This window comes from Cellulosimicrobium sp. BMG9.22, from assembly GCF_059159975.1.
On record NZ_JBZGBY010000007.1, the window covers coordinates 1 to 24755 of the forward strand.

A 24755-nucleotide genomic window follows, 5' to 3' on the forward strand; every position below is an offset into this window, starting at 1 on the left:
ACATGACCAGGGCTCTACCTCGGCCGACCACGGTTCTACCTCGCGGAGGAGAGGGGCCGGGTTAGGTGGGAAGGTCGACGATGCGGTTGTCGCCGCGTTGTGCGATCAAGGCGCCTGAGGTCGCGGCGGCGAGGTCGGCGTCGAGCCGGTCGAGCTCGGCCGGCGGTACGAGGACGGTGAACGTCGCCTCGGCTCCGTAGGCGACGTCATCGAGGGTGCCGTCGTGCCGGGCGCACCAGTCGGCCAGCACGCCGTGCAGCCGACCGGCGTCGGCGTGCGGGGCGTCGACCGTGACGGCGGTCCGCACGGCGCGGCGCACGAGGCGGGCGACGTCGAGCGCCTCGCTCACCGCGGAGGAGTACGCGCGCACGAGACCGCCGGCGCCGAGGAGCACGCCACCGAAGTAGCGGGTGACGACGGCGACGACGTCCGTGACCTGCCGGTGGCGGAGCACCTCGAGCATGGGGATGCCTGCGGTGCCGGAGGGCTCGCCGTCGTCGGTCGAGCGCTGTTGGTCGGCGTGCGTCCCGACGACGAGGGCGACGCAGTGGTGCCTCGCGTCCCAGTGCTCCTTGCGCACCCGCGCGACGACGGCGTCCGCGTCGGCCACGGACGTGACGGGGGAGAGGTGCGTGAGGAACCGAGACCTCTTGACGACGAGCTCGTGGTCGACCGGCCCGGCGATCGTGCCCCACAGCTCACCGGTCCCCGTGCTCATCCGTCGAGCCTAGTTGTGAGCGGGTCGGACCTTGCTCGTCGCGAGATGGCGATCACCCGCCGAGAGAGCGCCGGGCGACCGTACAGAACCGGGGTTCCGTGCGGTCTGTCGCTCTCTCGGCGGGCGTGTCCCCGTCAGTCCGTGCCGGACTCCATCGCCGCACGGTCGAGCAGCTCTTCGTCGTCGCCCTCCGCCTTGCCGCGTGAGGCGATGATCTCGGCCCCGCCGGCGGGCATCGCACCGATGAGGGCCGCATGGTTCGTCCCGACGATCCCGATGCCGGCGTACTGCTCGAGCTTCGCGCGCGAGTCGGCGATGTCGAGGTTGCGCATCGTGAGCTGGCCGATCCGGTCCATCGGCCCGAACGCGGAGTCCTCGGTGCGCTCCATCGAGAGCTTGTCCGGGTGGTAGCTGAACGCCGGGCCGGTCGTGTCGAGGATCGAGTAGTCCTCGCCCCGCCGCAGGCGCAGCGTCACCTCGCCGGTGACGGCGGTGCTCACCCAGCGCTGGAGCGCCTCGCGGATCATGAGCGCCTGTGGGTCGAGCCAGCGGCCCTCGTACATGAGGCGGCCGAGGCGACGACCCTCCGCGTGGTACTGCGCGATGGTGTCCTCGTTGTGGATCGCGTTGACCAGACGCTCGTACGCCGCGTGCAGCAGCGCCATGCCGGGGGCCTCGTAGATGCCGCGGCTCTTCGCCTCGATGATGCGGTTCTCGATCTGGTCGGACATGCCGAGGCCGTGCCGGCCGCCGATCGCGTTGGCCTCCTGGACCAGGGCGACCGCCGACTCGAACTCCTGCCCGTCGATCGTGACCGGACGGCCCTGGACGAACCCGATCGTCACGTCCTCCGTCGCGATCTCGACTGCGGGGTCCCAGAACCGCACACCCATGATCGGCTCGACGGTCTCGATGCCCGTGTCGAGGTGCTCGAGCGTCTTGGCCTCGTGCGTCGCGCCCCAGATGTTCGCGTCGGTCGAGTAGGCCTTCTCCGTGCTGTCGCGGTAGGGGAGGTCGTGCGCGAGCAGCCACTCCGACATCTCCTTGCGTCCGCCGAGCTCGGCGACGAAGTCGGCGTCGAGCCAGGGCTTGTAGATGCGCAGGTGCGGGTTGGCGAGCAGGCCGTAGCGGTAGAACCGCTCGATGTCGTTGCCCTTGAAGGTCGAGCCGTCGCCCCAGATCTGCACGTCGTCCTCGTGCATGGCGCGGACCAGCAGGGTGCCGGTGACAGCACGGCCCAGGGGAGTGGTGTTGAAGTACGCGCGACCGCCGGAGCGGATGTGGAAGGCGCCGCACGCGAGGGCGGCGAGACCCTCCTCGACCAGGGCGGCACGGCAGTCGACGAGGCGCGCGATCTCGGCGCCGTACGCCGTCGCACGGCCGGGGACCGAGGCGATGTCGGGCTCGTCGTACTGACCGATGTCGGCGGTGTAGGTGCACGGCACGGCACCCTTGTCGCGCATCCAGGCGACGGCGACGGAGGTGTCGAGGCCGCCGGAGAACGCGATGCCGACGCGCTCGCCGACGGGGAGAGAGGTGAGGACCTTGGACATGGAAGAAGTATGCGTCATCGCGCATAGGTATTCAATCCGGCTCGACGATGCCGGGCCAGGTCGGCGCCCGACGGCGTGTCGGGCGCACTAAAAGTGTGCCAAGCGTCAGGATTCCCGCATGAGCACCGCAGCTGCCGCCTCCCTCCCCGACCCGGACGCCGCGCCGTCGGCGCGCTACCCGCGCCCCGCGGTGTCGCTCGGCGAGGCCGAGTGGGTGTGGCGCCTGCTGGCGACGGAGGCGATGGCGGCTGCGGCGAAGCCGGAGACCGTACGGCTCGCCGTCATCGCGGGTCTCACGCGGGCGACCGGGGCCCGCTACGGCGACCTGCTGCGGTGCACGGTCGACGCGATCGACCTCGGCCCGGCGACGGCCAGGGCGGGGGAGGGGAGGGTCGTGCTCACGCACGGCAAGCACCGCACGGTGCGCGAGCACGTGCTGAGCGCGAGCGTCGTCGTCGTGCTGCGGCGCTGGATGGCGGAGCGTGAGGAGCTCGCTGCCGGCCTCGAGGGATCGGTGCCGCGCGCACTCCTGCTCACGGTGCACCATACGCACGACAACGGCGTCACGGTCTCCAGCGGGCTGCCCATCACCCGGCAGGGCCTGGTCCTGTCGTGGCGGCGGTTCGTGCACCGCACCAACGCGCGCTACGGGGGAGTCCGGTCTCCGTTGCCCACGAGGTTCGAGCAGGTGCGGCGGGCCTGGGTCGAGGCCTCGGTACCAGCCGGGCCGGAGGGGCGCGCTGCCGGCGGGGGAGCCGTCGGTCCTGGGCTCGGGGACGACGCCGCACGGGACGCGGTCCTTGCCGCTGAGCTCCTCCGACAAGGCCCGACGGACGCCGCCGAGGCATGAGCTGAAGCGGCTGGTTGTCGATCCTTTCGAAATTAAATAGTGTGCCAAGCGCACCGCCGCCCCATCACCACCGCGACACCCTCACCATCAGCCCGGACGCACGGGAGGCCCGACGCGGTGATCGCGTCGGGCCTCCCGGGTGCAGGGGATCGGGCGGGCTACGGCTGCTTGGCGGCCGCGTCCTCGGCCTTCTTCGCCGCGCCGGCCTCGGTGCGGGCGCCGGCGGTGGAGAGGTCCCCGCCGGTCGACTCGAGGTGGGCGCGGACGAACCAGTGGAAGAGCTCGAGCTCGTGCAGGTGCCCGATGAGGAGGTCGTTCGTGACGTCGTCGAGTCCCTCGGTCGCGGTCGCCGCCTCGCGGTGGGCCGTGATGACCCCGACGTAGACCTCGTCGAGCGCGCCGAGGTGCGCGATCGTCGACGCGCGGCCGAGCGAGTAGTCCTCCCAGGTGCGTCCGGCGACCAGCGCGCCCGGTGTGCCCTGGGGCGAGACGCCGAGGGTCGCGATGCGCTCGGCGACCGCGTCGACCATGGCGCGCACGGCGTCGACCTGGGGGTCGATCATCTCGTGGACGGCGATGAAGTGCGGGCCGACGACGTTCCAGTGGATGTGCTTGAGCGTGAGCTGGAGGTCGTTCAGCGCGTGGAGACGCTCCTGGAGGATCCCGGCGATCTTCGCCCCCTCCTCGGGGGTGAGCGACGGGACGGTGTACTTCGGCAGGTTCGGGCGAGCAGCCATGTGGGGCCTCCTCGGGTGAGTGCGCACGCCGCGACGGCGGCGGACGGGGCCGTCGGCCCCGTCCCCGCCATCGTCGTCCGCTCCCGGGGTGTTCGCAGGGCGAGAAGCCCGCCCGTCAGATGGTGCGGGGCGCCCGTGCGAGGTTGGCGCGCAGCTCGTCGGCGTCCTGCGGGACGACGTACGCGGGTCGGTCGCGCTCGACGCGCCAGGACTCGTCGAGCGGGCTGGTGTCGACCGTGCACCGGTGATTCCGAGGGTCGTCAAGGCGGCATCAACGCAGGTGAGAGCGCAGCATTCCCGCTGCCGGCTCCTCGGCGGCGCCAGAGCGGCGTCAGGCGGCGCGCAGACTCTCGGCGTGGACCCCGGCGACCGCGGCCGCGACGAACGCCGCCGGGTCCTGGTCGAGCCCGCGGCCCATCGTGGACAGGCGCACGGGCACGTCGCGCAGCGCTGCGACGAGGTCGGCTCCGGCGGGGACGTCGACGAGGCGGTGGCGGCCGGCGGGAGCGGCGAGCGTCGCGGCCTGCTCGACGACGCGCCGCGTGAGGTCGGCTCCCCACCCCTCCAGGCCCTCGACGTCGGGCGCCGGCACGGGGACGGGGACGTCGCTCGCCGCGAGCGCCACGCGGCCGTAGGCGGTGAGGGAGTGGTGGGAGACGCCGAGGTGGCGGTCGCGGGCGTCGGCGCCGGAGACGCGCAGGGAGGCGATGGGCGTTCCGCCGAGGACGGCGACGGCGTTGAGCGCGTCGCCCGCGGCGACTCCCGAGAACCCCCAGCGGGTGCCGGTACCGAGGTTCCCCGGTCCCTGGGCGACGACGACGAGGTCCGCGCCCGCGACGTGGCGGGCGGCGAGGAGGCCGGTGTGGACGGTGACGGCCTCGAGGTCGCCGCCGAAGGCCTGCCCGACGGTGAGGCAGGTGTCGATCCACCCGGTCTCGCGCAGGGTGGCGACGGTGCGGGAGAAGGTGGCGGGCAGGGCGCCGCCGTCGGTCATGACGTACGCGACGCGCGGGGCGGGGCGGCCCGCGAGCGCCGCGGCGTGCCGGGCGCCGGCGACGACGGCGGGCAGGGCGGAGTGCAGGTCGGCGACGACGACGGGGGTGGCGGCGAGGTCGTCGGCGTCACGCAGGGTGTCGTGGTGGGGGGACTCCTGCTCGTCGACGCCGAGGACGAGGGCCTGGAGGGGGGTGTAGCGGGCCTTGACGAGGTGGCCGGGTCCGGGCGCGGGGTCGGGCGGGAGCGGCGTGCCCGGCAGGGCGGGCCCGACGACGAGGGCGTAGCCGCCGGTGCCGAGGCCGCGGGCGAGCGCGGAGACGTTGAGGAGGAGGGAGTCGTCGGGGGCCGGAGTGCCGACGAGGTCGGTGTACGCGAGGGCGCGCACGGTGTCGTCGGTTGCCGCTCTGCCGGGGAGCGGTTCGTGGAGGCGGACGCGCAGCTCTTGCGCTCCGGGCCAGGCCGCTGCGTGCGACACCACGGTCGCCGTTCGCCAGGTGATCACGCCGCACACCCTATCGACCGTCTAGCGTGGTGCCCGATGTCCGAGTCCCCGCCCCCGCCGTCGTCGTCGTCCGCGACGAACCCTGCGACCCGACTGCTGAACCTCGTGATCGCGCTCGTGAACACGAACGCGTCGATGACGAAGCAGCAGATCCGTACGAGTGTCGCGGGGTACGCCGACGCGCCTTCTCCCGACGCGTTCGAACGGATGTTCGAGCGGGACAAGGACACGTTGCGCGAGCTGGGCATCCCGATCGTCACGGTCGACGCGGGGGGTCACGCGGACGAGGTGGGGTACCGCATCGACCAGGACGCGTACGCGCTGCCGGCGGTGGACCTCACTCCCGCGGAGCTCGGGGTCCTGGCCCTGGCGGCACAGTTCTGGCAGGACAAGACGCTGCGCACTGACATCTCGCGCGCCCTGACGAAGCTGCGGGCCGCGGGCGCGGGGGAGACGGCGATGGACGCGGTGGCGGGGCTGGCACCGCGGGTGCGACCGGTGGGGGACGCGTACGCGACGCTCATCGACGCGATCTCGGCGCGGCGTGCGGTGTCGTTCACGTACCGGGCGGCGAGCACGGGCGAGGTGCGCGCGCGGCGGGTGCAGCCGTGGCGCATCGCGGCGCGGCGGGGTGGCTGGTACCTGGTGGGCTTCGACCTGGATCGCGAGGCGCCGCGGTCGTACCGGCTGAGCCGGGTCGAGGGCAGGGTGCGGGCGTCGGGGCCGCGCGACGCGTTCGCGGTCCCGGAGGACGTCGACGTGGACGCGTTGCTGGGCGCGCGGGGTGCCGGTGGTGTCGCACGCCTGGCGGTGGTGCCCGAGCGTGCGGGGGCGCTGCGGGCCCGTGGCACGGTCGTGGGCTCGGTCCCCGACCGGCGTGCGGGCGACGGCGCGGGTCGGGACGTGCTCGAGGTGCCGTACGACGTGCGGTACGCCCTCGCGGACGAGGTCGTCGGGTACGGCGACGCGGTGCTGGTGCTGGGTCCGCCCGACCTGCGCGACGCCGTCGTGCGGCGGCTGCAGGACGCGGCGGGGCTGCGCTTGACCAGGCAGGGTCCGGCGGGTGCCGCGAGCGCCGGCGGGTCGACGGAGGTGGGGGAGCGTGGCTGAGCGTGCGGACGACCGGCTGGTGCGCCTGCTGGGCATCGTCGCGTATCTCGACGGGGCGGGGCCGGTGCCGGTGGGCGAGCTCGCCCGGCACTTCCGCGTGAGCGAGCGGCAGGTGCTCGACGACGTCGACGCGCTGTGGGTGTCGGGGACGCCGGGGTACTGGCCGGACGACCTCATCGACTTCGACGCGGACTCCATCGAGCGGGGGGTGGTGCGGCTCACCGAGGCACGGGGGATGACGCGTCCCCTGCGGCTGGGCACGCGCGAGGCGGTGGCGCTCGTCGCGGCGCTGCGGGCCATGCGGGAGACGGCGGCGGTGCAGGCGGACCCGGAGCGCGCGAGCGTCGTGGAGTCCGTCCTGCGCAAGCTCACGGACGCGACGGGGGAGGCGGCGGCCGCGCTCGACGTGCGGCTCGCGCCCGAGGGCGACCCGCGCGTGGTCGGGGCGATCACGAGCGCGCTCGTCGCCGGACACCGCCTGCGCATCCGGTACGTGACGGCCGCAGACGAGGAGTCGGAGCGCGAGATCGACCCGGTCACCCTGCACACGCAGGACGAGCACGCGTACCTCCTCGCCTGGTGCCACCGGTCGCGCGGGCGCCGCACGTTCCGCGTCGACCGTATCCTCGCCGCCACGGAGCTAGAGGTGCCGGTCGAGGGGCACGACGTCGACCCGGACGTCGACTTCACGCCCACGGGCGACGCGCCGCTCGCGACCATCACGTTCGCGAGCCCGGCGCGCGCCGTCGCGGAGCAGGTCCCGGTCGAGTCGGTGCGCAACCTGCCCGACGGCGCGTTCGAGGTGCGTCTGCGGGTCACCAACCCGGTGTGGTTGCGTCAACTTCTCACCGAGCGTGCCCGGCACGTGCTGGCCGTGGAGCCGGCGTCGGTCGGCCAGGACGTGCGCGAGGCCGCATCCGCCGCCCTCGCCGCGTACGACGCCCTGCCTCCTGCCTGACTAGGGTGGGCGCATGTGGTTCTGGGTCTGGACGACGCTCGTCGTGGGCACGCTCGTAGGGGCGTTCTTCCTGGCGCGTCACCTGTGGCGGTCGGCGAAGGCGCTGGGGCGTGAGCTCTCGCGCGCGTCCCGGGCGGCGGCGGAGATGAGCGCGCGCGCGGACGAGCTGTCGCGGCAGCTCGCCCAGGCGCAGCCGTCCACCGCGCCGACGCTGTTCGACGACCCCGTGGTGCTGCAGGAGCGGGTCGACGCCCTCCGGGCGGCGAGGGTCGAGCGCCGGGGGGAACGTCGTCGTCGGGACGAGCAGGTGTGGTCCCGCTGGCGCCGCTTCAACGCGTAGACTCGGCCGCGTAGCGCCGTCGCCTCGAGGAGGAGTTAGCCCATGGGCATGCTGAAGCCCTGGCACATCATCGTGCTGGTCGTCGTCATCCTGCTCCTGTTCGGTGCGCGCCGGCTCCCGGACCTCGCGCGCAGCGTCGGGCAGTCGCTGAAGATCTTCAAGAGCGAGGTCAAGGACCTGCGCGACGACGACGACTCGAAGACCACGACGACCGGGGACGCTCCCACCGGGTCCACCACGCCGACCGTGACCGGTTCGTCCGCGACCGGAGGGTCGACGTCGCCCGAACAGGGCGATACCTCGAAGGGATAGTCGGTGTCACGTTCTTCCCGTGACGCCGAGGGGCGGATGCCGCTCCGAGAGCACCTCCTCGAGCTGCGCAAGCGTCTCTTCCTCGCCGCGTGCGGTCTCGTCGTCGGCGCGGCCGTCGGATGGTTCCTCTACGAGCCGCTCCTGGCGGCGCTGCAGGAGCCGCTGAAGACCGCGGCCGAGGAGCAGGGCAAGGTCATCAGCCTGAACTTCTCGGGCCTGGCCACGGCGCTCGACATGAAGGTCAAGGTCTCCCTCTTCCTCGGCGTGATCGTCACGTGCCCGTGGTGGCTCTACCAGCTCTGGGCGTTCATCACTCCCGGCCTGACCCGCCGCGAGCGCCGGTACGCGTTCGCCTTCCTCGGGGCGTCGGTCCCGCTGTTCGTCGGCGGTGCGCTGCTCGCGTGGTGGGTCCTGCCGCACGCCGTCGACATCCTCGCCGGGTTCGTCCCGGACGACGCGACCAACCTCGCCGACGCCCAGGGGTACCTGAGCTTCGTCATGCGACTCGTCCTGGCCTTCGGCATCGCGTTCGTCCTGCCCGTCGTGCTCGTCGCGCTCAACTTCACCGGGATGCTGCGCGCGTCGGCGATGGCGAAGGGGTGGCGCTGGGCGGTGCTCATCGCGTTCGTGTTCGCCGCGGTCATGACCCCGACGCCGGACGCCCTGACGATGATCTTCGTCGCGCTGCCCATCTGCGGCCTGTACTTCGCGGCGCTCGGCATCAGCGTTCTCCACGACCGCCGCGTCGACAAGCGCGACGCTGCCCGGCTCGCCCTGTGACGGACCCGTCCCGTACACGCCCTTCGGGGCGTGGGGGTCGCCCGTGAGCACGGTCGCGCTCGTCGTCAACCCGACCGCCGGTCGGGGGCGGGGACGCCCGGCGGGGGTGCGCACGGCCGACGCGCTCCGTGCCGCCGGGCACGACGTCCTCGACCTGAGCGCGCCCAGCCTGCCGCTCGCGCAGGAGTCTGCCGACGCCGCCGTGCGCGGCACCGGCGGTGCCACGACCCCCGGGGTGGACGCGCTCGTCGTCGTCGGCGGGGACGGCATGGTCCACCTCGGCGTCAACGCCGTCGCGGGGACCGGGGTGCCGCTGGGGATCGTCGCCGTCGGCACGGGCAACGACTTCGCCCACGCGCTCGAGCTCCCCACCGGTCGTGCGGACCGGTGCGTCGCCGCGCTGCTCGCCGCGCTCGACCGGCCCACGGGGGCCGGGTGGACGACGCGCGCGCTGGACGCCGCGCGCGTCACCGGAGACCACCTGCCGGCGCCGCGCTGGTACGCGGGCGTCCTGTCGGCGGGCGTCGACGCGGCCGTCAACGCGCACGCCAACGCCGCGACCTGGCCGCGCGGCCGGTCCCGGTACGCGCGCTCCGCCCTCACCGAGATCACGCGGTACCGCCCCTACGGCTTCCGCGTCACCCTGCGCGGCGTCCCTGACCGCGACGCCCTGCCCGACGTGCTCGCCGGCGCGCCGCTGGTGCACGAGACCACCGCCGACGACGGCGCGGTCGTCTGGGAGTCGCCCGGCGCGCTCGTCTCGGTCGCGAACGGCCCACGCATCGGCGGCGGCATCCGCATCGCCCCCGACGCCGCGCTCGACGACGGCCTGCTCGACGTCATCCTCGCCGGTCCCTTCGGCCGGTGGGGAGCCGCACGCATCTTCCCCGGCATGTACGCGGGCCGGCACCTCGCGAACCCCCGAGTCGGCACCCTGCGTGCCCGGTCGGTGACGATCGCGCCCACCGAGGCCGGCGCGCCACCACCCCACGCGTTCGCCGACGGTGAGCACCTCGGACCCCTCCCGGTCCGCGTCGACGTCGAACCCGGAGCGCTGCGGCTCCTCACCCCACCGCCCGCGAGCGCCTGACCGACACGGGCCACCTCGAGAGCCACGACGCGCCCGCGTCACGGCCGCCGCCCGCCCGTGTCAGACGCCGGGACGCACACCGCGGACCGTAGGCTGGCGGCATGACGGCCGCCGAATCTCCCGCCGCCCGCTACGCCGCGGCACAATCCCGCCAGGCCGCGTCCCGGACCCGCCTCGCGGAGTTCCGCCAGATCCTCGACTTCCCGCTCGACGACTTCCAGGTGCGCTCGTGCGAGGCGCTCGAGGAAGGACGCGGCGTCCTCGTGGCCGCACCCACGGGGGCGGGCAAGACCGTCGTGGGGGAGTTCGCCGTGCACCTCGCGCTCACGGGTGGGCGCAAGGCGTTCTACACGACGCCCATCAAGGCGCTGTCGAACCAGAAGTACGCCGACCTGGTGCGCCGGTACGGTGCGGACCAGGTGGGCCTCCTCACGGGGGACACGACGATCAACGGCGAGGCGCCCGTCGTCGTCATGACCACCGAGGTGCTGCGCAACATGCTCTACGCGGGCTCGCGCACCCTGGAGGGTCTCGCCTTCGTCGTCATGGACGAGGTGCACTACCTCGCGGACCGGTTCCGCGGACCGGTGTGGGAGGAGGTCATCATCCACCTGCCCGACGACGTGCAGCTCGTCTCCCTGTCCGCGACCGTGTCGAACGCGGAGGAGTTCGGGGACTGGCTCGAGATGGTGCGCGGCGACACCACGGTGGTCGTCAGCGAGCGCCGACCGGTGCCGCTGTGGCAGCACGTCCTGGTGGCGTCGGCGAACCCGACCGCGAACCCGACCGCGAACCCGGTCGCGGGCGTGGCGCACGCGGGGGGCGGCCGGGCGTTCGGCGCGGACCTGCTCGACCTGTATGCGGGGCACGTGGACCCGACCGACCCGGGCGTGAACCCGCCCATCAACCCGGACCTGCTCGCCGCGTTCCGCGCGGCGCCCCGCACGGGTGGGTCCGGGCCGGGCGGGCGACGCACCGGCGACCGCGGGTACCGCGGGCGGGGCGGGCGACGCCCGGGTGGTGACCGCGCGGACCGGGCGTTCGGGGTGCGGCGCACCCCCGCCCGGTTCGCGGTGGTCGACGCGCTCGACGCGGACGGCCTGCTGCCCGCGATCTACTTCGTGTTCTCGCGCGCCGGGTGCGAGGGGGCGGTGCAGCAGTGCCTCACGGCGGGGCTGCGGCTGACGTCGCCCGCGGAGGAGGCGGAGATCCGGCGGGTCGCGGAGGAACGCACCGCGACCATCCCCGCCGAGGACCTCGAGGTCCTCGGCTACTGGACGTGGACCGAGTCCCTCGCGCGCGGCATCGCGGCGCACCACGCGGGCATGCTGCCGGTCTTCAAGGAGACGGTCGAGGAGCTGTTCAGCCGCGGGCTCATCAAGGTCGTGTTCGCCACCGAGACGCTCGCGCTCGGCATCAACATGCCGGCCCGCTCCGTCGCCCTGGAGAAGCTCGTCAAGTGGGACGGGACGGCGCACGTCGACGTCACCCCCGGCGAGTACACCCAGCTCACCGGCCGCGCGGGGCGGCGCGGCATCGACGTGGAGGGGCACGCCGTCGTCGTCGACCACGCCGGCCTCGACCCGGTGCACCTCGCGGGCTTGGCGTCCAAGCGCCTGTACCCGCTGCGCTCGAGCTTCCGACCGACGTACAACATGGCGGTGAACCTCGTCGCGCAGGTCGGGCGCGACCGCGCGCGCGAGGTGCTGGAGACGTCGTTCGCGCAGTTCCAGGCCGACCGCGGCGTCGTCGGCCTGGCGAAGCAGGCGCAGGCGCACGCCGAGGCGCTCGACGGGTACGCCCGCGCGATGACGTGCGACCGCGGCGACTTCGCGCAGTACGCCGCCCTGCGGCGCCGCATCGCGGCACGCGAGACGGACCTGTCGCGCGCCGCGAGCCGGTCGCGGCGCGCCGAGGTCGTCGCCGCGTTCGAGCGGCTGCGCCCCGGGGACGTGGTCGAGGTGCCGTCCGGGCGCCGGGCCGGGTACGTCGTCGTGCTGGACCCGGGGGAGGGGGCCGGGTTCGACGGGCCGCGGCCCACGGTCCTCACGCAGGACCGGCAGGTGAAGAAGCTCACGGTGGCGGACGCCCCCGGCGGGATCACCACCGTGGCGAGGGTCAAGATCCCCCAGGCGTTCAACGCCCGCGTGCCCGCCCAGCGGCGCGACCTCGTCGCCAGCCTGCGCAACGCCCTCGGCGCGCTCGACGAGCCGGGGTCGCGCCCGGGCCGCCGCGAGCGCGCACGGTCCGCGGCCGCGGACGACCAGGACCTGTCGCGCCTGCGCGCCCAGCTGCGCGCCCACCCGTGCCACGACTGCCCCGACCGTGAGGACCACGCGCGCTGGGCGGAACGCTGGGCACGGCTGAAGAAGGAGCACGACCAGCTCGTGCGCCGCGTCGAGGGCCGCACGGGCTCCATCGCGCGCGTGTTCGACCGGATCTGCGACGTGCTCGTGACGCTGGGCTACCTCGCGCCCGGCACGCCCGACGACGACCCCACCGCACCCCTCGACGACGCCCTCGACGCGGAGGAACCCCGCGAGGGGCCGGGTGAGGAGACCGCTCCGCCGGCCGCCGGGGCACGGTCCGCCCGCGCGGGCCTGCAGGTCACGCGTGACGGGCAGTGGCTGCGGCGCCTGTACGCGGAGAACGACCTGCTCCTCGCCGAGTGCCTGCGCCGCGGCGTGTGGGACGACCTGGACGCGCCCGCGCTGGCCGCCGTCGTGTCCACGTGCGTGTACGCGGGTCGCCGCGAGGAGCACGGCGAGCCCGACGTCCCCGGCGGCCCGCACGGCAGGCTCGCGAAGGCGATCGAGGCGACCGTGCGCGTGTGGTCCGAGGTGGACGACCTCGAGGACACCCACGACGTCCACGCGACCGCCCAGCTCGACGAGGGCCTCGTCGGCGCCGTGCACCGGTGGGCCGTCGGGCGCAACCTCGACGCCGTCCTGCGCGGTTCCGAGATCGCCGCGGGCGACTTCGTGCGCTGGTGCAAGCAGGTCATCGACGTCCTCGACCAGATCGCCGGCGCCGCGCCCACCCCGGAGCTGCGGCGGACCGCGATCCAGGCGATCGACCGGCTGCGCCGCGGCGTGGTGGCGTACTCCAGCGTCTGAGCGCCCGCCCCGTGACGACCGACACGGGCGTCACCTGCGCCGACGCGTGAACGACCCGCGGTTGTGGCGGTATCGTGAAGGATTGTGGCCTCAACCTTGTACCGCGGCGGCGTGATCCACTCCCAGTCCGACCCGTTCGCCGAAGCGCTCCTCGTCGACGACGGCGTCATCGCGTGGATCGGCGCCGACGACACGGCCGACGGTCTCGCCGCCCGCGCCGACCGCGTCGTCGAGCTCGACGGCGCGCTCGTCGCGCCCGGGTTCGTCGACGCCCACGTCCACCTGTTCGAGGTCGGGCTCGCCCTCGCCGGCGTCGACCTGTCCGCGAGCGCCGGGGTGACGACCCTCGCGGCCGCGCTCGAGGCCGTCGCGAAGGCCGCCGCGGGCGTCGGGGAGGACGACGTCGTGCTGGCCTTCGGGTGGGACGAGCGGGCGTGGCCCGAGGGCCGCCCTCCGACGCGCGACGAGCTCGACGCGGCGACCGGCGGGCGCGCGGTGTACGCGGCGCGCGTCGACGTGCACTCGGCGGTCGTGTCGACGACGCTCGCGCGGCGCTGCGCGCTGCAGGGACGGCCGGGCTGGGACGAGTCCGGGTGGGTGACGGGGGAGGCGCACCACGTGGCGCGCGACGTCGCCCGCGACGTCACGCCCGGGCGGCGCACCGAGCTGTACCGGACGGCGCTGCGCGCGGCGGCGGAGCAGGGCATCGTGTCGGTCCACGAGATGAGCGCCCCGCACATCGACACGCGCGCCGGCCTGCGCGAGCTGCTCGAGCTCACCGGGGACGCGGCGTCAGGGCTGGCGCACGTCGTCGGGTACCGGGGCGAGCTGTGCACCACGGTCGACGACGCGCGCGAGCTGCTCGCAGACGTGCCGGGACTCACGGGCATCGCCGGTGACCTCAACGTCGACGGGTCCATCGGGTCGCGCACCGCGGCGATGCGCCTGCCGTACCAGGACGGTCCCGACCGCACCGACCGCGGCAACCTCTACCTCACCGCGGAGCAGATCGCGAACCACCTGTCGGCGGTCGCCGCGGCGGGCACGCAGGGCGGCTTCCACGTCATCGGGGACCGGGCGATGGACGAGCTCGTCCTCGGGCTCGAGGTCGCGGCGCAGGTGCACGGCACGAGCTCCGTGCGTGCCGCGCGGCACCGCGTCGAGCACGCTCTGCTCGTCGACGCGAACGCGCTCGCGACGCTCCTGCTGTTCGGCGTGAGCCTGAGCATCCAGCCCGGCTTCGACGCCGCGTGGGGCGGGCCGGGCGGCATGTACGCGGCACGCGTCGGCGCGACGCGCGCGCAGGGGCTGAGCCCGTTCGCGGACCTCGCGGGGGCGGGTGTGCCGCTCGCGTTCGGGTCGGACGCCCCGGTGACGCGGCTCGACCCGTGGGCGGCGGTGCTCGCCGCCATGTCGCACGTGGACCCCGACCAGCAGATCTCCGCCCGGGCCGCGTTCCGGGCGCACACGCGCGGCGGGTGGCGCATCGCCGGCCTGGACCACACGGGGGCCGGTCAGCTGCGCGTCGGGGCGCCCGCGCACCTGGCGGTGTGGCAGAGCGAGCACCTGGTGGTGCAGGGCGCGCTGGGGCGCACGACGTCGTCGTGGAGCACCGACGCCCGCGCAGGTCAGCCGCTGCTTCCCGAGCTCGGCCCGGACGCGCCGCGCCCGCGCTGCCTGCAGACGGTGCGGGACGGCGTCGTGCTGTTCGACACGTTCGTGTGAGCGCTACCGCTTGACACCGCGAGGAGCCGGAGTAGGTTCGACAGGGTGTTCCGGCCCCCGCGGCCGCCGGGGGGATCAGCCACCGACGACGATCCTCCGGCATGCTGTGACGGGTACCTGGCCGGGCTCGCGCGCTCAGTAGAAAACGTGCGTCGCTGGTGGCAGCGCGGCACGGGCCGAAGGGCGCGCGAGCCCGCACACCCACTGCTCGGGCCAGCGACGGTCCAGCCCGGTGGCGTAGTCTGCACCCCGTGCACGCGCCAGAGCCCCGGTCCGGTCCAGCACCGCAGCCGGACCCCGGACCCGCGGCCACCGGCGGCCCCCGCCCACCGCGCGTGCTCACACTTCTCCTGGCCGCCGGCGGCGGGCTGCTCACCGACGCTGCCTTCCCCGACCGCGGGTGGTGGCCCGCCGCGTTCGTCGGCGTGGCGGCCCTGTTCTGGGCGCTGCGCCGCGACTCCGCCCGCTGGGGCTTCCTCGTCGGCCTCGTGTGGGGTCTGGCGTTCTTCCTCCCGCACCTCTGGTGGGCGAACTACGCCACCGAGACCGTGCCGTGGGTCGCGCTGTCCGTCATGGAGGCGTGCTTCGTCGCCGTCCTGGGCGCCGCGTGGGTGTGGGCGCGGCGCTGGTCGTGGCTGCGCGAGCGCCCGGCGCGCCAGGCGGTCGCGTTCGCGGTGCTGTTCGTCGGGGTCGAGCAGACGCGCACCGAGGTGCCGTTCGGGGGCTTCCCCTGGGGGCGGCTCGCGTTCTCCCAGGTCGACTCCCCGCTCGGACGCTCCGCGTGGCTCGGGGGCGAGGTGCTCGTGTCCCTGCTGGTGGCGCTGGCCGGGGCACTCCTCGCCGTCGCGGTGCTCGCGCTCGTGCGCCGGCGCGCCGTCGTGCGCGGAGCCGTCGTGCCGCTCGCGGTCGCCGCAGGACTCGTCGCCGCACCTCTCCTCGTGCCGCTCGACGCGGCCGCCCAGTCCGGCACGCTCGCGGTCGGCGCGGTGCAGGGCAACGTCGGCGAACCGGGCCTCGGGTCGTTCGCGAACCGGGCCGAGGTGCTCAACAACCACCTGGAGGGGACCGTCGCGCTCCTCGACCAGGTCGAGCCGGGCGAGCTCGACGTCGTGCTGTGGCCGGAGAACGGCTCCGACCTCGACCCGCAGACGGCGCCCGACGTCGCCCGCGCGATCGACCGCGCGGCGCGCGAGGTGGGCGCCCCGATCCTCGTCGGGGCCCAGGAGTACCCGGACACCGGCGGCCGGTACAACGTGTCGTTGCTGTGGGAGCCGGGGGAGGGCGTCGTCGACCGGTACGCCAAGCAGCACCCCGCGCCGTTCGGCGAGTACATCCCGCTGCGCTCGCTCCTGCGGGTGTTCTCCGACCAGGTCGACCGCGTGAGCATCGACATGATCGCCGGCACGGAGACCGGCGTGATGGACCTCGACGCGGCCCGACTGGGACGTACCGTCCCGCTCGGCGTCGTCATCTGCTTCGAGATCGCCTACGACTCGCTCGTGCGCGACGCCGTCACCGCCGGCGCCGAGGTGCTCGTCGTGCAGACGAACAACGCCTCGTTCGGGTACACCGCCGAGTCGACCCAGCAGCTCGCGATGTCGCGACTGCGCGCGATCTCCGCCGGGCGCGCGACGGTGCAGGTCTCCACGGTCGGGGTGAGCGGCGTGATCGCCCCCGACGGGACGCTCCTGCAGAGCACGGAGCTGTTCACGGCCGACCAGATGATCGCCGACCTGCCGCTGCGCACGAGCCTCACCCCGGCCGTGCGGGCCGGCGTGGTCCCCGGGATCGTCCTCGAGGCCCTGGCGCTCGGTCTCCTCGCCGCCGGGGTCGTGACCGCGGTCCGCGAGCGCCGCGGGTCGCGTGCCGCGCGGCCCGCGTCCGACGTGCAGGTCGCCGCCGGGCCGGCGAGGACCGACGCGCGATGAGCGCAGGCGCCCGGAGGGTGCTGGTCGTCGTGCCCACCTACGACGAGGCGCAGACCCTGCCCGGCACGCTCGCGCGCCTGCGCTCGGCCGTCCCGGACGCGGACGTGCTCGTGGTCGACGACGCGAGCCCCGACGGGACGGGCGACCTCGCGGACGCCGCGGCCGCGACCGACCCGGCCGTGCACGTCCTGCACCGGGCGGGCAAGCAGGGGCTCGGCGCCGCGTACGTCGCGGGGTTCGGCTGGGCGCTCGACGCCGGGTACGACGTCGTCGTGGAGATGGACGCCGACGGGTCCCACCAGCCGGAGCAGCTCCCGCTCCTGCTCGGCGCGCTCGCGGGCACCGCCACACCCGGGGACGGCGGCCCGCAGGGGGCGCCGGACCTCGTCATCGGGTCGCGGTGGGTCCCCGGTGGCGAGGTGGAGAACTGGCCGTGGCACCGCGAGGTGCTCTCGCGCGCCGGGAACGCGTACGTGCGCCTCGCCCTCGGGCTGCGGCTCGGGGACGCGACGGCGGGCTTCCGCGCCTACCGGGCCGGTGCGCTGCGGCGCATCGACCTCGCCAGCGTCGAGTCCCACGGGTACTGCTTCCAGGTCGACATGGCGTGGCGGGTCCAGCGCACGGGCGGGCGCGTCGTCGAGGTGCCGATCACGTTCGTCGAGCGGACCGCGGGCCGGTCGAAGATGAGCCGCGCGATCGTCGTCGAGGCGCTGTGGAAGGTCACGCTCTGGGGTGCCCGACGCCGTGCGGACCAGCTCGCGGGAGCGTTCCGGTCGGTGCTGGGCCGGCGGCGCGCGCCCTGACCTCGCGAGAAGGCCCGGACCCCCTGAGGGGTCCGGGCCTTCTCGGCAGGTCGTGGCGCCGTCGGGCACCCGCGCGAGCGGTCGGCTCAGGCGCTGCGGCGCAGCTTGCCGGCGCGCAGCAGCCCGAGGCGCTCGTCGAGGAGCTCCTCGAGCTCGGAGATCGTGCGGCGCTCGAGCAGCATGTCCCAGTGGGTGCGGGCAGGCTTGCCGGCCTTCGGCTCGGGGCGCTCCGCGTCGCGCAGGAGCGCCTCGGCGCCGCAGCGGCACTCCCACACCGGGGGGACCTCGGCGTCAGTCGAGAACGGCAGGATGATGGTGTGCCCGTTGGGGCAGTCGTAGTGCGCCTGGAAGCGGGGGGCGAAGTCGACGCCCTCGTCCGACTCCATGCTCTTCGCACCGATGCTCATCCCGCGCAGCGAACGGTCGGCCATGGTGTCCTCCTGAGGGGTTCTTCGGGGGTGTGGGCGCGCCCGGTGGGGTGCGGACGGCGGCCCGGTCTACGAGAGGCAACGCCTCGTCGTCGGTCGGTGTTCCGAGGCAGCGTGAAGGTCCGGTGAACGTCGCGGGGCGTGCGACCGATCGGTCCCCCACGGCGTCGAGCCGGTCCGCCACGGCGCGTCGCGGTCCCAGGCTCCCCGGTTTCGGTGCCTCGCGCAACTCGTCACCCACCCCGGGAGGCGTGCGTGCGCACGCTCACACCGTCGTCGAAGGACGGTGGGAACAACAGGGGAGCGTCGCCGGTTGAGGCCCATGTACATGCAAACGCATCTACCTAGAACTCACGGGAGCACACCATGCAGTTCGGCATCTTCACCGTCGGCGACGTCACGACCGACCCTACGACGGGCCGGACCCCCGACGACACGGCGCGCGTGCGCGCGATGCTGACCATCGCCAAGCACGCCGACGAGGCGGGCCTGGACGTCTTCGCCACGGGCGAGCACCACAACCCGCCGTTCGTCCCGTCGTCACCGACCACCATGCTCGGCTACCTCGCCGGTGTGACGAAGAACATCGTCCTGTCGACGTCCACGACGCTCATCACGACGAACGACCCGGTGCGCCTCGCCGAGGAGTACGCGATGCTCCAGGTCATCTCGGACGGGCGCATGGACCTCATGATGGGCCGCGGGAACACCGGCCCGGTGTACCCGTGGTTCGGGCAGGACATCCGCAACGGCATCCCGCTGGCGGTCGAGAACTACGCGCTCCTGCGCCGCCTGTGGACCGAGGACGTCGTGGACTGGGAGGGCAAGTTCCGCACCCCGCTGCAGGGCTTCACCTCCACCCCGCGCCCGCTCGACGGGGTGCCGCCGTTCGTGTGGCACGGGTCGATCCGCAGCCCCGAGATCGCCGAGCAGGCCGCCTACTACGGCGACGGGTTCTTCCACAACAACATCTTCTGGCCCATCAGCCACACGCAGCAGATGGTGCAGTTCTACCGCCAGCGCTGGGAGCACCACGGCCACGGCCCCGCGGACACCGCGATCGTCGGCCTCGGCGGGCAGGTGTTCCTGCGCAAGGACTCCCAGAAGGCGTGGGACGAGTTCCGGCCCTACTTCGACAACGCGCCCGTGTACGGGCACGGTCCGTCGATGGAGGACTTCACCCGCGAGACCCCGCTGACCGTCGGCTCGCCGCAGCAGGTCATCGACCGGTACGCCGCGATGCGCGAGCACGTGGGGGACTACCAGCGTCAGCTCTTCCTCATGGACCACGCCGGCCTGCCCCTCAAGACCGTGCTCGAGCAGATCGACCTCCTCGCGGGCGAGGTCGTGCCCGTGCTGCGCCGCGAGATGGAAGCCGCGCGCCCCGCGCACGTGCCGGCGAACCCGCCGAGCCACGCCGAGCGCGTCGCCGCCGCGAAGGCCGCCGGGACCGAGGGCGCCGCGCACGTCGGCGGCGCCGAGGACCGCTGGACCGGTCGCACCGCCGAGGACGACACGGCTGACCAGCTGCCTGCCCGCAGCGGCGCCGCGTTCGGTCTCTGACCCGACCACACAACGACCACACACCGAGCAGCATCCCGAGCATCGCAGGAGCACCGCATGACCCAGAACACCCCCGCCGCGGACCGTCGCCTCGTCGTGGTCTCCGCGGGCCTGTCCAAGCCGTCGTCGACCCGCCTGCTCGCAGACCGGCTCGCCGAGGCGAGCGTGCGCGAGCTGCAGGGTCTCGGCGTGACCGTCGAGGTCGAGACGGTCGAGCTGCGCGACCACGCGCACGCGGTCGTGGACGCGATGCTCACCGGCTTCCCCACCGGCGAGCTCGCCGGCGTGCTCGAGCGGCTCACCGCCGCCGACGGGATCGTGGTCACGACCCCCCTGTTCACCACCACGTACTCCGGGCTGCTCAAGTCGTTCGTCGACGTCCTCGACAAGGACTCCCTCACGGGCACACCGGTGCTGCTCGGCGCGACCGGCGGCACGGCGCGGCACTCGCTCGCGCTCGAGTACTCGCTGCGGCCCCTGTTCACCTACCTGCGGGCCGACGTCGCCACGACCTCCGTGTTCGCGGCCACCGACGACTGGGCGGCCGGCGAGGCGGACTCGGGCGGTGGGCTGCCCGCCCGCATCGCCCGGGCCGGCCGCGAGCTTGCGGAGAAGGTCGCGCTGCGCAAGAACGCCGGTCCGGCCGACCCGTTCGCCGGCACGCCGGACTTCACGGCGCTCCTCGGCGGGCACTGACAGGCTGCGCGACCGTCCCACCCTGCGCGCCCTGGCCCTGGTGCTCCCGGCCGGGGCGCGCTCCCGCGCCTGACCTGCGTCGTCGTCCCCCACGGGCCTTGCCCGCGAGCGCCGCACCCGGCAGGATCGGGGGACCGACGACGACGGGGAGCAGCATGAGCAGCAGCGCGACCGAGGACCTGACCGCACCGCCTCCCGGTTCCGCCCCCGACACCGTCGCGGTACCCGTCGTGGAGGCCCTCGCGGAGCACGTTCCCGACCCGGACACCCGGACCGCGGCCCCGCCCGCGCGGCGGCCCGTCGGCGTCGTGCGGGCCCCGGAGCCCGCGCCCGACGCCGCACGCTTCGCCGCCGCGCCCCGCTACCCGTCCATGTTCCACGTCGCCGGCGGCCGGCTCGTCTGGGACGGTGCACGACTGCGCCTCGTGCGGGCCGACGGGACGGTCCACGAACCCGTCGGGCGACCCGAGGTGACCGTCACCGGGGACGGGTCCACCGTCGTCGTGACCTGGCGCGACGAGCACCACCCGACCTCCCGTGCGACGCGCGCCGTCCTCCTCGACGGCTCCTCCGCGCGCTTCGCGCGCTTCGCGCGCTCGCTCGCGGCCACCCGCCCCGCCAGCATCGTCGTCGACGACCGGACCGCGCCCTCCCCGCGCGTGCCCCGGCTGCGCCCCGACCGCGCAGGCACCGCCCGGCGCCCGGGAGTGTTCGCCCGCGCGGTGTGGCGCGTCGTCGCCCGCGGCGCCCCCGCCGCGAGCGCCGCGCGCGCCGACGGGGGAGCGGCGCTCGTCGCCCGGCTCGAACGGCTCGCCGTCCTGCACCGCGCCGGAGACCTCACCGACACCGAGTACGCGCGCGCGAAGCAGGCGCTCCTCGGCTGAGGCACGCGATCGCCGCGTGCGTCAGGCCCTGGCGTCGCCCGAGACGTCGCCGACGAGCTCGCGCACCACGGGAGGGTCCGTGCGGAAGTCCCCGTACCTTGCCCAGGCGAGCACGACCCGGACGAGCACGATCTGCTCGCTCGCGAGCGAGGCGGCGAACTCGGGGAACGACGCGAGGTAGGCGGAGGCACACCGTTCGCGGTCCTCGCCCACGGGCAGGTCGGCCACGCCCTCGCACTGCAGCGTCGTGCCGTCGGTCCCGCCGACCACCACCGCCGCGCGGGCGTCACGGCGCACGTTCGCGACCTTGCGCGAGGTCGCACGCGCGTCGAAGACCAGCTCGCCCGCGTCCGTCGCCGTGATCGCGAGGTAGGCCGCCTGCGGGCTCCCGCCCGGGCCCAGGGTCGAGACGACCCCCCACCGCTGCGAACGGACATGGTTGACGAGTACTGCGCGGTCCACACGCCGCACCCTAGCCGGGAGCGCCCGTGGTGCGGGCCCGCGCTCGTCCGTCGGCGCGCTCGTGCTGTCCCTGCGCGGCCCGTCGTCGTCCCGTACGGTGCAAGGACGACTGCAGCCGACGACGCCCGCAGGAGGACATCGTGTCGGACCGGGGATTCCAGCTCGCCGCCATCGCCATCTACCTCCTCGCGATGCTCGCCATCGGGTACTACGCGTACCGCCGCACGCAGAACCTCGATGGCTACATGCTCGCGAACCGGGGCCTGCGCCCCAGCGTGGCCGCCCTGTCCGCCAACGCGTCCGACATGTCCGGCTGGTTGCTGCTCGGCCTGCCCGGCGCGATCTACGCCGCAGGGCTCGTCGAGGCGTGGATCGCGATCGGGCTCATCGTCGGCGCGTGGTTGAACTGGCGGTTCGTCGCCCCGCGCCTGCGCGCCTACTCCGAGATCTCCGAGAACGCCATCACCATCCCGAGCTTCTTCGCCAAGCGGCTCAAGGGCAACGCCCGCCCGCTGCGCATCGCGGCCGCCGTCGTGATCCTCGGGTTCTTCACCTTCTACGTCTCCAGCGGCATGGTCGCCGCCGGCAAGTTCTTCGAGTCCTCCTTCGGGTGGCCCTACCTCACCGGGCTGCTCCTCGTCGCGGCCATCACCCTCGGGTACACCCTCTTCGGCGGGTTCCTCGGCGCCACCCTCACCGACGTCGCGCAGGGCCTGCTCATGCTCGCCGCGCTCGTCGCCGTGCCGATCGTCGCCGTGACCTCGATGGGCGGCATCGGCACCGTCGCCGACCAGGCCCGCGCCGTGAACCCCGACGCGTTCGACCTGTTCTCCGGCATCTCCGACCAGGGCGTCTTCCTCGGCGTCGTGGCCCTCGTCTCGACCGCCGCCTGGGGGCTCGGGTACTTCGGCCAGCCGCACATCATCGTGCGGTTCATGGCCCTGCGCTCACCGGGCGAGGCGACTGTCGCGCGCCGCATCAGCCTCGGCTGGATGATCCTCACCGCCGGCGGCGCGATCGCGACCGCGCTCATCGGGATCGCCTACTTCGCCGGCGACCCCGAGCGCCCGCTCGACGACCCCGAGACCGTCTTCCTGATCCTCAGCCAGATCTTCTTCCACCCGTTCGTCGCCGGCCTCGTCCTCGCCGCCGTCCTCGCCGCGATCATGTCGACCATGTCGAGCCAGCTCGTCGTCTGCTCGTCCGCACTCGTCGAGGACCTCTACAACATCGCCGGACGCCGCTCCACGGAGAAGGTCGAGCTCGTCCTCGGCCGGGTCGGCGTCCTCGTCGTCGCCGTGGTCGCCGTGCTCCTCGCCCTCGACGACGACTCCGCCATCCTCGACCTCGTGGCCTTCGCCTGGGCCGGGTTCGGCGCCGCCTTCGGCCCCATCGTGCTGCTGTCCCTGTACTGGCGCCGGCTCACCGCGACCGGCGCGCTCGCCGGCCTCGCCACCGGGGCCCTCACGGTCGCCGTGTGGGGCAACATCGACGCGCTCAGCGGCGCCATGTACGAGATCGTGCCCGGGTTCCTCCTCAACCTGCTCGTCACCGTCCTCGTCAGCCGCGCCACCGCCCGCCCCGACCCGGAGGTCGACGCCGAGTTCGACGAGATGGAGCGCGAGCTCGCCAAGCCCTGACCCGGCGACGCACGACGGGGAGCGACGCCGCTAGCCCTCCGGGACCGGCCCCGGCCTGCCGTCGACGCCATGACCCGCCTCGATCGCCTCCAGGTCACGCACCGCGAACCGGTGGTGCTCCCACTCCTCCTCGAGGATCACGTGCAGGCACGACAGTGTCGTCTCCGGGTACTCCGGGGACCACGGGTTCCGACGCACGGCCGACAGCTCCTGCGGCGCGACCGACGCCAGGAAGTCACGCACCATCGCGACCCGACCCGCACGGACCTCGAGCACCTCGGCGAACGACGGCGTCCCCGTCACGAACAGCGACAGGTCCAGCCCGTCCTCCGCCGCCTGCGGACCCGCCAGACCGATCGGGTGGAACGGCTGCTCGACCTCGAGCACTGCGCGCCGGAGCCACGTGTCCGTCGCCAGGACCAGGTGCCGCACCGTCTGCGCGAACGACCACTCGCCGTCGACCGAGACGTCCACCGTGCCGGCCGGCATCGCGGCGGCCCGCTCCACCGTCGCAGCCCAGGTCGACTCCAGTGCCGCCCACGCCGCGCGCAACCCCTCCGGATTCGTGGCCCGCCGCAGGGAGCGGCCAGGGAAGCGACGGTCCAGCTCTGCCTCGACGAACCCGGTCACGTCGACACCGTTGACGCGGAAGAACGTGTCGCCGTCCGACAGCCACGGCGCGTCGACGTCCACCGCCTCCACCTGGACCCCGCGCATCACCACCCCGGACAGGTCCGACTCCACGAACCGGGCACCCCGCAGGTCCGCACCGTCGAACGTCGCACCCCGCAGGTCGTCGGAACGCGTGAACCGTGCCATGAGCGACTCCTCTCGTCTGAAGGACCCCGCCGTCCCGACCCGACCCAGGGGAGGGGAGCGGCCGACGACGCGCATACGCCACCGACAGCACGGGCACCGGAGCGCACGGACGACGACGGCACGCTACTCCGCCCCACCGCTACCCCGCCAGGGGTCCGCCGACAACGCACCGCAGTCCGACTTGTCGGCCCGCCGTCGCCCGGGGGAGCATCGGCCCATGCCGATCCTGCCCACCGAACGCGACCCCCGCCTGATCACCGTGCGCCGCGGCGGCACACTCACCGACGAGCGCCACCGCCAGCTCGCCCAGTGGGCCGTCGACTGCACCGAACACGTCCTGCCCCTCTTCGAGCAGGCCCGCCCCGACGACACCCGGCCACGCCACGCCCTCGACGTCGCACGCGCCTGGATTCGCGGGGAGGTCCCCATGAAGACCGCCCACACCACGGCCTTCACCGCGAACGCCGCCGGCCGCGACCAGCCCGCACCCGTCAAGTACGCGGCGCTCGCAGCCGGGCAGGCCGTGGCGGTGGCACCCGTGGCAGCGCACGACCTGGGAGCCGCGGCGTACGCGATCCGGGCCGTGGCGGCCGACGCCGCCGCGCGTGGCGAGGATCCGGAGGCAGCGCGCGTCGCGGAGCGCGACTGGCAGCGCGGACGCATCCCCGCCGAGCTGCGCGAGCTCGTGCTCGACGACCAGCGACTCCGCAGCGCGATCTGCTGGAACGTCTTCGACGACTGAGGT

At 74.1% G+C, this 24755-nt stretch carries 23 protein-coding genes and 1 pseudogene; 16 read left to right on the top strand and 8 right to left on the bottom strand.

Annotated features, from left to right (window positions below; genetic code table 11):
* Nucleotides 1–61: 61 nt before the first annotated feature.
* Together AC4H2H_RS07115 and argG are read right to left on the bottom strand one after the other, a co-directional pair.
* On the bottom strand, nt 62–718 hold the full coding sequence (locus tag AC4H2H_RS07115; RefSeq protein ID WP_494370103.1) for a YigZ family protein: 657 nt from the start codon (nt 716–718) through the stop codon (nt 62–64).
* Between the two features lie 134 nt (nt 719–852).
* Complete coding sequence (gene argG, locus AC4H2H_RS07120) at nt 853–2271, bottom strand: argininosuccinate synthase (protein ID WP_494370104.1); 1419 nt, start codon at nt 2269–2271, stop codon at nt 853–855.
* A gap of 118 nt (nt 2272–2389) precedes the next feature.
* Between argG and AC4H2H_RS07125 the strand changes: the two genes are divergently transcribed.
* Nucleotides 2390–3121 carry a tyrosine-type recombinase/integrase gene (locus AC4H2H_RS07125; RefSeq protein WP_494370105.1) on the top strand — a complete coding sequence of 244 codons (732 nt, stop codon included), beginning with the start codon at nt 2390–2392 and terminating at the stop codon, nt 3119–3121.
* A gap of 158 nt (nt 3122–3279) precedes the next feature.
* Here the strand turns inward: AC4H2H_RS07125 and AC4H2H_RS07130 are convergent, their stop codons facing one another.
* From AC4H2H_RS07130 to AC4H2H_RS07140, 3 genes and pseudogenes are all read right to left on the bottom strand, one after another.
* Nucleotides 3280–3858: a Dps family protein gene (locus AC4H2H_RS07130; RefSeq protein WP_494370106.1), complete on the bottom strand. Its 579-nt coding sequence runs from the start codon at nt 3856–3858 to the stop codon at nt 3280–3282.
* 115 nt (nt 3859–3973) lie between these two features.
* A pseudogene (locus AC4H2H_RS07135) lies at nt 3974–4096 on the bottom strand (NADP oxidoreductase); the annotation flags it as partial.
* Nucleotides 4097–4189: 93 nt separating this feature from the next.
* Entirely contained in the window at nt 4190–5356 is a 1167-nt protein-coding gene (locus tag AC4H2H_RS07140; protein WP_494370107.1) for a DUF3866 family protein, read from the bottom strand.
* Nucleotides 5357–5392: 36 nt separating this feature from the next.
* On the opposite strand from AC4H2H_RS07140, the gene AC4H2H_RS07145 reads away from it, so the two are divergent.
* From AC4H2H_RS07145 to AC4H2H_RS07190, 10 genes are all read left to right on the top strand, one after another.
* Complete coding sequence (locus AC4H2H_RS07145) at nt 5393–6466, top strand: helix-turn-helix transcriptional regulator (protein WP_494370108.1); 1074 nt, start codon at nt 5393–5395, stop codon at nt 6464–6466.
* Nucleotides 6459–7424, top strand: coding sequence for a helix-turn-helix transcriptional regulator (locus AC4H2H_RS07150; protein WP_494370109.1), 966 nt, complete (start codon nt 6459–6461; stop codon nt 7422–7424). The genes AC4H2H_RS07145 and AC4H2H_RS07150 overlap by 8 nt, the downstream gene beginning before the upstream one ends.
* Nucleotides 7425–7437: 13 nt before the next feature.
* Nucleotides 7438–7764 carry a hypothetical protein gene (locus tag AC4H2H_RS07155; protein ID WP_494370110.1) on the top strand — a complete coding sequence of 109 codons (327 nt, stop codon included), beginning with the start codon at nt 7438–7440 and terminating at the stop codon, nt 7762–7764.
* A 42-nt stretch (nt 7765–7806) separates the two neighbouring features.
* Nucleotides 7807–8076, top strand: a complete 270-nt coding sequence (tatA, locus tag AC4H2H_RS07160) for a Sec-independent protein translocase subunit TatA (RefSeq protein WP_494370111.1) — start codon at nt 7807–7809, stop codon at nt 8074–8076.
* Nucleotides 8077–8112: 36 nt separating this feature from the next.
* Nucleotides 8113–8856: a twin-arginine translocase subunit TatC gene (tatC, locus tag AC4H2H_RS07165; RefSeq protein WP_494370239.1), complete on the top strand. Its 744-nt coding sequence runs from the start codon at nt 8113–8115 to the stop codon at nt 8854–8856.
* 43 nt (nt 8857–8899) lie between these two features.
* Nucleotides 8900–9946, top strand: coding sequence for a diacylglycerol/lipid kinase family protein (locus AC4H2H_RS07170; protein ID WP_494370112.1), 1047 nt, complete (start codon nt 8900–8902; stop codon nt 9944–9946).
* A 101-nt stretch (nt 9947–10047) separates the two neighbouring features.
* Complete coding sequence (locus tag AC4H2H_RS07175) at nt 10048–13062, top strand: DEAD/DEAH box helicase (RefSeq protein WP_494370113.1); 3015 nt, start codon at nt 10048–10050, stop codon at nt 13060–13062.
* Nucleotides 13063–13146: 84 nt separating this feature from the next.
* Nucleotides 13147–14787, top strand: coding sequence for an amidohydrolase (locus tag AC4H2H_RS07180; RefSeq protein ID WP_494370114.1), 1641 nt, complete (start codon nt 13147–13149; stop codon nt 14785–14787).
* A gap of 251 nt (nt 14788–15038) precedes the next feature.
* A complete protein-coding gene (lnt, locus tag AC4H2H_RS07185) occupies nt 15039–16715 on the top strand; it encodes an apolipoprotein N-acyltransferase (protein WP_494370115.1) in 1677 nt (558 codons plus the stop codon).
* Nucleotides 16712–17518 (top strand): polyprenol monophosphomannose synthase, encoded by an 807-nt coding sequence (locus AC4H2H_RS07190; protein ID WP_494370116.1) that lies wholly within the window; start codon nt 16712–16714, stop codon nt 17516–17518. Before lnt ends, AC4H2H_RS07190 begins: the two co-directional genes overlap by 4 nt.
* Before the next feature lie 86 nt (nt 17519–17604).
* Here the strand turns inward: AC4H2H_RS07190 and AC4H2H_RS07195 are convergent, their stop codons facing one another.
* On the bottom strand, nt 17605–17949 hold the full coding sequence (locus AC4H2H_RS07195) for an RNA polymerase-binding protein RbpA (protein WP_021483180.1): 345 nt from the start codon (nt 17947–17949) through the stop codon (nt 17605–17607).
* Nucleotides 17950–18312: 363 nt separating this feature from the next.
* On the opposite strand from AC4H2H_RS07195, the gene AC4H2H_RS07200 reads away from it, so the two are divergent.
* The 3 genes from AC4H2H_RS07200 to AC4H2H_RS07210 all read left to right on the top strand — a co-directional run bounded on the left by AC4H2H_RS07200 (nt 18313) and on the right by AC4H2H_RS07210 (nt 21089).
* Nucleotides 18313–19509 (top strand): LLM class flavin-dependent oxidoreductase, encoded by a 1197-nt coding sequence (locus tag AC4H2H_RS07200; RefSeq protein WP_494370117.1) that lies wholly within the window; start codon nt 18313–18315, stop codon nt 19507–19509.
* Nucleotides 19510–19566: 57 nt separating this feature from the next.
* Nucleotides 19567–20205: an FMN reductase gene (locus tag AC4H2H_RS07205; RefSeq protein ID WP_494370118.1), complete on the top strand. Its 639-nt coding sequence runs from the start codon at nt 19567–19569 to the stop codon at nt 20203–20205.
* 155 nt (nt 20206–20360) lie between these two features.
* On the top strand, nt 20361–21089 hold the full coding sequence (locus AC4H2H_RS07210) for a hypothetical protein (protein WP_494370119.1): 729 nt from the start codon (nt 20361–20363) through the stop codon (nt 21087–21089).
* Nucleotides 21090–21110: 21 nt separating this feature from the next.
* Here AC4H2H_RS07210 and AC4H2H_RS07215 read toward each other — a convergent pair whose 3' ends face one another.
* Nucleotides 21111–21551 (bottom strand): pyridoxamine 5'-phosphate oxidase family protein, encoded by a 441-nt coding sequence (locus AC4H2H_RS07215; RefSeq protein WP_494370120.1) that lies wholly within the window; start codon nt 21549–21551, stop codon nt 21111–21113.
* A gap of 140 nt (nt 21552–21691) precedes the next feature.
* Between AC4H2H_RS07215 and putP the strand changes: the two genes are divergently transcribed.
* The gene (gene putP / locus AC4H2H_RS07220) at nt 21692–23191 is read left to right on the top strand and encodes a sodium/proline symporter PutP (protein WP_494370121.1); all 1500 of its coding nucleotides are present in this window, start codon (nt 21692–21694) and stop codon (nt 23189–23191) included.
* 30 nt (nt 23192–23221) lie between these two features.
* On the opposite strand, the gene AC4H2H_RS07225 is transcribed toward putP, so the two are convergent.
* On the bottom strand, nt 23222–24010 hold the full coding sequence (locus AC4H2H_RS07225; RefSeq protein ID WP_494370122.1) for a DinB family protein: 789 nt from the start codon (nt 24008–24010) through the stop codon (nt 23222–23224).
* 217 nt (nt 24011–24227) lie between these two features.
* Here AC4H2H_RS07225 and AC4H2H_RS07230 point away from each other — a divergent pair, with 217 nt between their 5' ends.
* Nucleotides 24228–24752, top strand: coding sequence for a putative immunity protein (locus tag AC4H2H_RS07230; protein WP_494370123.1), 525 nt, complete (start codon nt 24228–24230; stop codon nt 24750–24752).
* Nucleotides 24753–24755: the final 3 nt, after the last annotated feature.